Origin of the sequence: Mesorhizobium sp. M0217, from assembly GCF_040321955.1 — a bacterium.
In the GTDB taxonomy this organism is placed as follows: Bacteria; Pseudomonadota; Alphaproteobacteria; order Rhizobiales; family Rhizobiaceae; genus Mesorhizobium.
This window is the reverse complement of the sequence record NZ_JAMYSN010000040.1, coordinates 25,796-35,512: the sequence shown is the minus strand read 5'-3', so window position 1 is coordinate 35,512 and position 9,717 is coordinate 25,796. Positions and strand designations below refer to the sequence as shown.

Sequence of the window (9,717 nt, the reverse complement as noted above, 5' to 3'; positions counted from 1 at the left end):
TTGTGCGGCTTCACCGTACCGGGCTTGGCCAGAACCTGGCCGCGCTCGACGCCTTCACGATCAACGCCGCGCAGCAGCGCGCCGATGTTGTCGCCGGCCTGGCCCTGATCGAGCAGCTTGCGGAACATCTCGACGCCCGTGCAGGTCGTCTTGGTCGTCGGGCGGATGCCGATGATTTCCAGTTCCTCGCCGACCTTGACGATGCCGCGCTCGACGCGGCCGGTCACGACCGTGCCACGGCCCGAGATCGAGAACACGTCTTCGATCGGCATGAGGAACGGCTTGTCCAGCGGACGAACCGGCGTCGGGATATAGGCATCGACCGCAGCCATCAGCTCGCGGATCGCATCTTCGCCGATGGTCTTGTTGGAATCTTCCAGAGCAGCCAGCGCCGAACCCTTGACGATCGGAATGTCGTCGCCGGGGAACTCGTTCTTCGACAGAAGCTCGCGAACCTCGAGCTCGACCAGTTCGAGCAGCTCGGCATCGTCGACCTGGTCGACCTTGTTCAGGAACACCACGATCGACGGCACGCCGACCTGACGGGCAAGCAGGATGTGCTCGCGGGTCTGCGGCATCGGGCCGTCGGCGGCCGACACCACCAGGATCGCGCCGTCCATCTGCGCAGCGCCCGTGATCATGTTCTTCACATAGTCGGCGTGGCCGGGGCAGTCGACATGGGCATAATGGCGCGCTGCCGTCTCGTATTCGACGTGCGCCGTCGAAATCGTGATGCCGCGGGCCTTCTCTTCGGGCGCCGCATCGATCTGGTCGTAGCGCTTGTACTCGCCAAAATACTTCGTGATCGCCGCCGTCAGCGACGTCTTGCCATGATCGACATGGCCAATCGTGCCAATGTTCACATGAGGCTTGTTACGCTCGAATTTACCTTTTGCCATAGTCTCTTTCCTTGGACGGCCTTGACCTTCAGTTCAGTCGAATGCGGGGCGATTAGCGACTACGGCCGAAAAACACAAGTGCCTTGTGGCCGGGTGCGCTGTCCACTCGGTCTCAACCGATGATCCGATTGCGGGATGTGGCGCTGATATAGGAACGCGCGAGCGGAAATGAAATGGGGGCTGCGGGCTCCAGCACCTGTTTGCTATTCCCGCCCATGTCCTGTCCCGCCCATGTCCTGGCCTTTGCCTGCCGGATGTGCAGCCGGCGCCTGGCCCATTGCCGCTACGGCGGCGGTCTGATTTGGTTGCCCCATGCAATTCATACCGACCTCCATACGCGGCCCGCTGTTCATGATCGTTTCGACGGGGTCGTACCTCGTCAACGACACGATGATGAAACTCGCGACCGCGGGCTTGCCGTCCTATGAAGTGCTGTTCCTGCGCGGGGTCGCGGCCACGCTATGGGGCATGCCGCTGCTGTTCCTGCTGGGCTATGGCAGGCAGATTCCATTGATCTTCGACAAACGCGTGCTGCGCCGCAACCTGCTCGAGCTGGCGGCCATCCTTTGCTACGTCGTGGCGCTGGCCAACATGCAGATCGCCGATTCGACCGCGCTCGGGCAGATCACCCCGCTTTTGATGCTGGTCGGCTCCTCCATCCTGTTCGGCGAACGGATCGGCGGCGTGCGCATGGCGCTGATCGGGCTCGGCTTCATCGGTGCGCTTATGGTGGCCCAGCCGACCATGCAGGGCATCTCGGTCTATGCGTTGCTGGCGCTCGGCAACGCGGCATTGGCGGCGGCGCGCGATCTTGCCGGCAGGCGGGTCGCGGCCGAGGTGCCGGGCATGATCGTCGCCATTTCCGCCGTTGTGGTGGTGCTGATCGGCGCGGGCGCCGCGCATCTCGTTTCCGAGCGCTGGGTCATGCCGGAAGCCCGGCACCTGCTGCTCATGGCCGGCGCCGGATTCTTCCTGATCTTCGGCCATTTCTTCATCTTCATGGCCTATCGCGTCGGTCCGACCGGCGTGGTGGCGCCGTTCTACTACTGCTTCACCGTCTGGGCGGTCATCTCAGGCGTTCTGGTGTTCGGCCAGTTCCCGAATGCCCTGGCGGTCTGCGGCATCCTGCTGGTGGTCGCGAGCGGGCTGACCATCGTCTCGCTTGATGAACGCAAGCGCAGGCTGACCGTCGTCGCCTGACCTTCAAGTCAACGCGTCGAAGCAGGTTTGGCCGACCTGCGGTCGGCCAGTCGGCAGACTGGCGCCTAAAGCGTTCGCTTGCCGGAGAACTGGTGATAGGCCCACAGCACGACCACCGCGCCGATGATGGCGACGATCAGGCTCCAGATGTTGAGGCCGGTCACACCCGTGGCGCCAAAGGCGCTGAAGATCAGCCCTCCGACGATGGCGCCGACAATGCCGAGCACGATATCCATGATCAGGCCCTGGCCGGTCTTGTTGACGATCTTGCTGCCGATAAAGCCGGCGATGACGCCGAGGATGATCCAGCTGATAATGCCCATTTTTCCTCTCCATTCCCCGCCCGCCGATCATGGTCACATGATTGTCAAAAGCTCAAGCCAACTTGAAATTCCGCCCGCATGGTCCATTGTAGCCGGCGGGACGGGCTTGGTCGTTATGGAGGATTGACCTATGGGACTTTTTGACAACGCCGTGCCCGGCGGCAACATCACCAAACCGCTGATGATCGCGCTCGGCGCGCTGCTGGTGGGAAAGATGCTGAGCGGCAGAAGCGCCGAACAGACGAGTGCCGAAGAGACGGGCGAGCCCGCCCAGCCTCAAACGCCAGCCCCCACCGGAACCACGGCCTCAGGCGACGGCGGCCTGCTTGGCGGACTGGGCGGACTGCTCGACAAGCTCAAGAATGCCGGCCAAGGCAATGTTGCTGACTCATGGGTCGGCACCGGGCAGAACCAGCCGATCAACGCCAATGATCTGGGCAAGGCGATCGGCCCGCAGGTCATTCGAGAGATCGCGCAAAGGACCGGACTGGACGAGCAGGAGTTGCTCAAGCAATTGTCCACAGCCCTGCCCGGCATTGTCGACAGACTGACGCCGAACGGACAGGTGCCGCAGCAACACCAGGTCGCGTCCGCTTTCAACAGCTAGACTTCTGCGCCTGCATCACGCGCAAACACGCCCGGCACCGCCTTGCGGCTGTCGGGCGTTGCTCCGACCAGCGCGGCGAACCGCCTGGCAGTCGACGCATCGACCGGCGTGTAGACGGAAACCGAGAAATCACTGTCGCGGCCGCCCGGCTGCAGCGTGGCGAAATCGAAGGACATCGCGCCGGCGACAGGGTGCCGGATGGATTTCCGCCAGATCGGTGGCTCGGCGATGTCGCGGCTGTTCCAGCACGTGGCGAACGCTTCGCTTGCCGCTTCCAGTGACGAAACCAGCGCAGCCAGCACCGGATCGCGAGTCATGGCGACAGTGGCAAGCCGGAACTGCGCCGCCGCCGAGCGCGAAACCTCCGGCCAGTCGACAAAGCGCTGCCGCCATTCCAGGTCGAGAAACAGCCGGGCGAGCAGGCTGCCGGACCACTCATCATCCGTCTCGAAATCCCCAAGCAGCACCGCCGCCGGATGGTTACAGGCGACGACCTGCCAGTAGCGATTGACGACATATGCCGGGTGCGGCGCCAGCCCGTCGAGCAGGCTGAGCAACGGCGCGCTGGGCAGGCCTTGCGCGCCGAGCCGGTTTCGCCAATCGAGATCGGGCCGCGCCAATTGGAAGAGATAGGCCTGCTCCGACCGGCTCAGTCTCAGCACCCGCGCCAGCGAGCGAAGCACCTGCGGCGACGCGTTCACCTCCCGTCCCTGCTCGAGCCAGGTGTACCAGGTGGTGCTGATCCCCGCCTCGGCGGCGACCTCTTCGCGCCTGAGGCCCGGCGCCCGGCGGCGGCCATTGGCGCCATCGATCCGCGGCAAGCGGTCCCGCCGCTCGCGCAGGAAGCGGGCAAGCTCATCGTGCCGTGGGCCGTCGTATGGCATGCAGTCACCTCCGATACCAGTATAAGCTATAGTCTTGTACTACTTTAAAGGAAAGCTAGGTTGCGGGCGATCGAACATCAGCCCACGGGACTTCGACAATGAATGCGCTCAATGAAATCCGTCAGATCGACTACACCGTCATCTTCGCCCGCGACATGGCCGCCATGCGGCACTTCTACGGGGATGTGATGGAATTTGATCTGCAGCGCGAACTCGGCGACAGGTGGATCGAATATCGGGTCGGCCCGAACACGCTGGCCTTGACCAGCCTCGGCATGATGTTCAACGACACGCCGCAGCAGCGGGATGCGCTGTCGCTTCAGCTGGCATTCCGGGTGGCGCCGGAGATGGTCGCTGCTTGCGCCGAGGCGCTTCAGGCCAAGGGCGTGCAGCCGGTCCTGCCGCTCACCGACCAGGAATGGGGCCACAGGACAGTGTTCTTCCGCGATCCGGACGGCAACGTTGTCGAGATATTCGCTGAGATCTGATGCGGAGTGGGGAGTTTGGAGCGGGTAGCGGGAATCGAACCCGCATATTCAGCTTGGAAGGCTGCTGCTCTACCACTGAGCTATACCCGCATCGTCCTCAAGGTTCGCGGGCTGGCAGTGGTGGAGAGGGTTGGATTCGAACCAACGTAAGCTAAGCTAACGGATTTACAGTCCGTCCCCTTTAACCACTCGGGCACCTCTCCAGCCTGCCGTCGAAGCCTTGCAACGAGGCATTCTCGCCGATCAGGTCGAAACCAGGGTTTTGTCCGAAATCAGCGAAGCGCCTTATGGCGGCAAGGCCAGTGGGTGTCAACCGCACCGCAAGGCAAAATGCGCTGATTTTGACAGCTCACCCGGCAAGCCGGCTTTCTGCCTGTATCCATGGCCCGGCGACGCGGCTATAGAAGCCGGCCATGAGCAATGACAACACGTCCAAGACCGCCAAAGACACCCACTACGCCAAGCTGCGTCGCGCTCATCGCGACGAGAAGGCCGGCGGCGCGCCTGCCTTCCGGCCGCGCCAGCCGGTGCCGCCGGGCGAGAACGCCGCCGACGGGCTGGTGCGGCTTTATGGCCTGCACACGGTGCGCGCCGCGCTCGACAATCCGCGCCGGCGGATCAGAAAGATGTTGGTGACGCGCAATGCCGCCGAGCGGCTGGCGATCGCCGACCTCGCCGCTTTGCCGTTCAAGGCCGAACTGGTCGAGCCGAAGGACATCGACAAGATCACCGGTTCGGACGCCGTCCACCAGGGCGTGCTGATCGAGGCCGAGCCGCTGAAGCCCAAGCGCCTTGACGCGCTCGGCGATACCAAACTGGTGCTGGTGCTCGACCAGGTCACCGACCCGCACAATGTCGGCGCCATCCTGCGCTCGGCGGTCGCCTTCGGCGCCGGTGCGCTGATCACCACGGCCCGCCACAGCCCGCAGGAATCCGGCGTGCTGGCCAAATCCGCCTCCGGCGCGCTGGAACATATCGACCAGGTCGAGGTGAAGAACCTCGCCGACGCGCTGGAACAGCTGCACGAAGCCGGCTTCCAGACCATCGGCCTCGATTCGGACGGGCCGGCCGAACTCGAAACGAGTTTTTCAGGCGAAAAGATAGCCCTGGTGCTCGGCGCCGAAGGCAAGGGCCTGCGCCAGAAGACGCGCGAGACGGTGACGACACTCGCCCGCCTCGACATGCCCGGCGCCATCCGCTCGCTCAACGTGTCGAACGCCGCGGCGGTGAGCCTTTATGCGGCACGGAAGTTCCTTGGAAAGTGAATAGTGAATGCTGAATGGAAAGCGTTCTTACCGTCACCGTTCACTATTCACCCACTTCATGCCCCGCCATCCGCTCCAGCGCCCGCACCAGCGCCGAATGATCCTCTTTCGCCCCGCCATTCGCCGCGCACGAGTTGAACAGCTGCTGCGTCGTCGAGGTGTTGGGCAATGAGACGCCGAGCGCCTTGGCGCCTTCCAGCGCCAGGCTGAGATCCTTCTGGTGCAGTTCGATGCGGAAGCCCGGCGCGAAGGTGCGCTTTATCATGCGCTCGCCATGCACCTCGAGGATGCGCGATGCCGCCAGCCCGCCCATCAGCGCCTGCCGGACCTTGGCGGGGTCGGCGCCGGCTTTTGCGGCAAAGACCAGCGCCTCGGCGACCGCCTCGATGGTCAGGGCTACGACGATCTGGTTGGCAACCTTGGTGGTCTGGCCGACGCCGTTCGGGCCGACAAGCGTGACGTTCTTGCCCATCTTTTCGAACACGGGCTTGGCGCGCTCGAACGCCTTGTCCTCGCCGCCGACCATGATGGTCAGGGACGCCGCCTTTGCGCCGACCTCGCCGCCCGACACCGGCGCGTCAAGATAGTCGCAGCCGAGATCGTTGATTTTCTTGGCGAAAACCTTGGTCTCGATCGGCGAGATCGAGCTCATGTCGATGACCAGCTTGCCCTTGCTCAGGCCGGAAGCGACACCGTTCTCGCCGAACAGCACCTCGGCTACCTGCGGGGTGTCGGGAACCATGGTGATGATGATATCCGCGGCCTTCGCCACTGCCGCGTGGCCGGTGATGCTTCTCAAGCCCTTGGCGACGAGATCGGCCGGCGGCTTCGAGCGGTGGTCGCTGGCAATGACGGCGTAGCCGGCATCCAGGAGATGCCCCGCCATCGGCGCGCCCATGATGCCAAGGCCGATGAAGCCGATGGTTTCCATTGTTTTCTCCTTTGTTGAGGCTGAGTTCCTTCGCGCCCCCTCTGGCCTGCCGGCCATCTCCCCCACTTGTGGGGAGATTGGCAGTTTCGGCGCCTCGCTCACCCTGCAATGTTGGGGAGCGAAAGCCGGGATGACGTCCGATCTCCCCACCTGTGGGGGAGATGGCCGGCAGGCCAGAGGGGGGCGCGAAGGAACGCGACTTCAATCGTAACAGCTAAGCCGCGGCACTCCCCTGCCCGTTAAGCTCCCGAAACCACCCCAGCCCAGCCTCCGTCCCCGCCTTCGGTTTGTATTCCGCTCCGACCCAGCCGGAATAGCCGATCCTGTCGATATGCTCGTAGAGGAAGGGATAATTGATCTCGCCCGTCCCCGGCTCGTGACGGCCGGGATTGTCCGCAAGCTGGATATGCGCGATGCGGCCGAGGTTGGCCTCGATGGTACGGGCGAGATCCCCCTCCATGATCTGCATGTGATAGATGTCGTATTGCAGGAACAGGTTCTTCGAACCGACGCGCTCGATCAGCGCCAGCGCCTGCTCCGAATAGTTCAGGAAAAAACCCGGTATGTCGCGCGTGTTGATCGGCTCGATCAAAAGCCGGATGCCGGCCTGCTCCAGTTTCTCGGCTGCAAACGCGAGGTTCTCGGCTAAAGTATTTTCCAGCACCGAACGATCCACGCCCTGCGGCGCGATGCCGGCGAGGCAATTGACCTGCTCGCAGCCGAGCGCATGGGCATAGCTGATCGCCTTGGCGATGCCTTGCCGGAATTCCGGCGCGCGGTCGGGCAAAACCGCGATGCCGCGCTCGCCCTTGCCCCAGTCGCCGGCCGGGAGGTTAAACAGCACCTGTGTCAGGCCGTTCTTCTTCAGCCGGGCCGCGACCACGTCAGGCGTATGATCATAGGGGCCGATATATTCGACGCCCTTGAGGCCGGCGCGGGCGGCGGCATCGAAACGGTCGAGAAAGTCGTGCTCGCCAAAGAGCATCGACAGATTGGCTGAAAAACGCGGCATTCTTTTTCTCCTTCTTCTGCTTGGCCCTAGGCGTGTTGAGATTCAGGTCAGGCAGAGTCGAAAACGGTGACTTTCGAGAACCGGAGCGGAACGTACTTTCTGTACGTGAGCACCGGAAGCGCAGGAAGGCGCCGTTTGCAGGCCTGCCTCACCTGAATATCGGCGCGCCTAATCGAGCAACATAATCGCCGTCGGCGCATCCTCATGGCTTTCGGCAAGTTCCTCGAATTCGGTGATCTTGTCGATTTCCGTGCCCATGGAAATGTTGGTGACGCGCTCGAGGATGAATTCGAGCACCACCGGCACCTGGTATTCCTTCATCAGCCGCTGCGCTTCCTTGAACGCGCCGGCGAACTCTTCCGGTTTGCGCACCCGGACCGCCTTGCAGCCCATCGCTTCTGCGACCGCGACATGGTCGACGCCGTAGCCGGCCTCCGGATCGTTGGCGCGGTTGACGTTCTCGAAGGCCAGGCTCACCTCGAAATCCATCGCAAAACCGCGCTGCGCCTGGCGGATCAGGCCGAGATAGGCATTGTTCACGACGACATGGATATACGGCAGTTTGTGCTGTGCGCCGGCCGCCAGTTCCTCGATCATGAACTGGAAGTCGTAGTCGCCCGACAGCGCCACGATGGTGCGATCCGGATCGGCGGCGCGCACGCCAAGCGCTGCCGGCAGCGTCCAGCCGAGCGGGCCGGCCTGGCCGCAATTGATCCAGTTGCGCGGCTTGTAGACATGCAGGAACTGCGCCCCGGCGATCTGCGAGAGGCCGATCGTGGTGACGTAGGTGGTGTCACGGCCGAACGCCTTGTTCATCTCCTCATAGACGCGCTGCGGCTTCAGCGGCACCTGCTCGAAATGCGTCTTGCGCTTCATCGCCTTCTTGCGGGCTTGGCATTCCTTCGCCCAGCCCGACCAGTCGCGCAGCTTTCCAGCCGTCTTCCACTCTGTGGCGACGTCGAGCAGCATCTTCAGCGCCGCGCCGGCATCCGAGACGACGCCGAGATCCGGCGCGAAGACGCGGCCGATCTGCGTCGGCTCGATATCGACATGAATGAATTTCTTGCCCTTGGTATAGACGTCGACCGAACCGGTGTGACGGTTGGCCCAGCGGTTGCCGATGCCGAAGACGAAGTCGGCTTCCAGCATGGTCGCATTGCCGTAGCGGTGCGAGGTCTGCAGCCCGCACATGCCGGCCATCAGCCGGTGATCGTCGGGGATCGCGCCCCAGCCCATTAGCGTCGGGATGACCGGCACGCCCGTTATCTCGGCGAATTCGATCAACAGATCCGACGCATCGGCGTTGATGATGCCGCCGCCGGCGACGATCAGCGGCTTTTCCGCGGCATTGAGCATCGCCAAGGCCTTTTCGGCCTGGGCGCGCGACATTGCCGGCTTGAACGGGACAAGCGGCTCGTAGGCATCGATATCGAATTCGATCTCGGCCAGTTGCACATCGACCGGCAGGTCGATCAGCACCGGACCAGGCCGCGACGAGCGCATCAGGTGAAACGCCTTCTGCAGCGCCATCGGCACGAGATAGGGCTCCATGACCGTGACCGCCCATTTGGCGACGGGTGCGGCTATGGCGGCGATATCGACCGCCTGGAAATCCTCCTTGTTGAGCCGTGCCCGCGGCGCCTGACCAGTGATGCACAGGATCGGGATGGAGTCCGCCGCCGCCGAATAGAGCCCGGTGACCATGTCGGTGCCGGCCGGGCCCGACGTGCCGATGCACAGCCCGATATTGCCTGATGTGGCTCTCGTGTAGCCTTCGGCCATATGCGAGGCCGCCTCGACATGGCGCGCCAGGATGTGGCGGATCGAGCCCCTCGCCTTCAGCGCCGAATAGAACGGATTGATCGCCGCGCCCGGCACGCCGAAGCCGCAGGAAACGCCTTCCTTTTCGAGAACGAGAACCGCTGCATCGACAGCGCGCATCCTGGCCATGTCCAGCCTCCTCAAGATTGTTGGTTGGTTGACAATGCCAGTGTCGTTTTCATTTTTCAATTTTTTCAGAATAATTTTTCATTCCGAGAAAACCGCTTCTATACACTGATTCCCCTGGCTTTTTCGTTTTCCATAAATCCGGCCATCAAAATCGATGA

The 9,717-nt window shown here is 63.1% G+C and carries 10 protein-coding genes and 2 tRNA genes; 4 read left to right on the top strand and 8 right to left on the bottom strand.

All coding sequences use genetic code 11. The annotated features are described in order from the left end of the window. The coding region (tuf, locus tag NKJ18_RS31185; RefSeq protein WP_352761369.1) for an elongation factor Tu at window positions 1-899 on the bottom strand (899 nt) is incomplete at its 3' end. A 312-nt stretch (window positions 900-1,211) separates the two neighbouring features. Between tuf and NKJ18_RS31180 the strand changes: the two genes are divergently transcribed. Then, window positions 1,212-2,099, top strand: a complete 888-nt coding sequence (locus tag NKJ18_RS31180) for a DMT family transporter (RefSeq protein WP_023681464.1) — start codon at window positions 1,212-1,214, stop codon at window positions 2,097-2,099. 65 nt (window positions 2,100-2,164) lie between these two features. Here the strand turns inward: NKJ18_RS31180 and NKJ18_RS31175 are convergent, their stop codons facing one another. Then, the gene (locus NKJ18_RS31175) at window positions 2,165-2,422 is read right to left on the bottom strand and encodes a GlsB/YeaQ/YmgE family stress response membrane protein (protein WP_023688411.1); all 258 of its coding nucleotides are present in this window, start codon (window positions 2,420-2,422) and stop codon (window positions 2,165-2,167) included. Window positions 2,423-2,552: 130 nt separating this feature from the next. Here NKJ18_RS31175 and NKJ18_RS31170 point away from each other — a divergent pair, with 130 nt between their 5' ends. Further along, window positions 2,553-3,029, top strand: a complete 477-nt coding sequence (locus NKJ18_RS31170; RefSeq protein ID WP_023667447.1) for a YidB family protein — start codon at window positions 2,553-2,555, stop codon at window positions 3,027-3,029. Here the strand turns inward: NKJ18_RS31170 and NKJ18_RS31165 are convergent. Further along, on the bottom strand, window positions 3,026-3,913 hold the full coding sequence (locus tag NKJ18_RS31165) for a helix-turn-helix transcriptional regulator (protein WP_023688410.1): 888 nt from the start codon (window positions 3,911-3,913) through the stop codon (window positions 3,026-3,028). The two genes, NKJ18_RS31170 and NKJ18_RS31165, sit on opposite strands and share 4 nt — an antisense overlap. 98 nt (window positions 3,914-4,011) lie before the next feature. Here NKJ18_RS31165 and NKJ18_RS31160 point away from each other — a divergent pair, with 98 nt between their 5' ends. Then, entirely contained in the window at window positions 4,012-4,401 is a 390-nt protein-coding gene (locus NKJ18_RS31160) for a VOC family protein (protein WP_023688409.1), read from the top strand. Window positions 4,402-4,417: 16 nt separating this feature from the next. Here NKJ18_RS31160 and NKJ18_RS31155 read toward each other — a convergent pair. Continuing rightward, window positions 4,418-4,491: transfer RNA gene (locus NKJ18_RS31155), tRNA-Gly, on the bottom strand. Window positions 4,492-4,519: 28 nt separating this feature from the next. Next, window positions 4,520-4,604, bottom strand: a tRNA-Tyr gene (locus NKJ18_RS31150). A gap of 210 nt (window positions 4,605-4,814) precedes the next feature. Between NKJ18_RS31150 and rlmB the strand changes: the two genes are divergently transcribed. After that, window positions 4,815-5,666, top strand: a complete 852-nt coding sequence (rlmB, locus tag NKJ18_RS31145; protein ID WP_023681467.1) for a 23S rRNA (guanosine(2251)-2'-O)-methyltransferase RlmB — start codon at window positions 4,815-4,817, stop codon at window positions 5,664-5,666. A 43-nt stretch (window positions 5,667-5,709) separates the two neighbouring features. Here rlmB and NKJ18_RS31140 read toward each other — a convergent pair whose 3' ends face one another. The 3 genes from NKJ18_RS31140 to gcl all read right to left on the bottom strand — a co-directional run bounded on the left by NKJ18_RS31140 (window position 5,710) and on the right by gcl (window position 9,559). Then, window positions 5,710-6,597 carry a 2-hydroxy-3-oxopropionate reductase gene (locus NKJ18_RS31140; RefSeq protein ID WP_023715772.1) on the bottom strand — a complete coding sequence of 296 codons (888 nt, stop codon included), beginning with the start codon at window positions 6,595-6,597 and terminating at the stop codon, window positions 5,710-5,712. 214 nt (window positions 6,598-6,811) lie between these two features. Then, on the bottom strand, window positions 6,812-7,609 hold the full coding sequence (hyi, locus tag NKJ18_RS31135; protein ID WP_352761367.1) for a hydroxypyruvate isomerase: 798 nt from the start codon (window positions 7,607-7,609) through the stop codon (window positions 6,812-6,814). A gap of 168 nt (window positions 7,610-7,777) precedes the next feature. Next, complete coding sequence (gene gcl, locus NKJ18_RS31130; protein WP_352761365.1) at window positions 7,778-9,559, bottom strand: glyoxylate carboligase; 1,782 nt, start codon at window positions 9,557-9,559, stop codon at window positions 7,778-7,780. Between the last annotated feature and the right edge of the window lie 158 nt (window positions 9,560-9,717).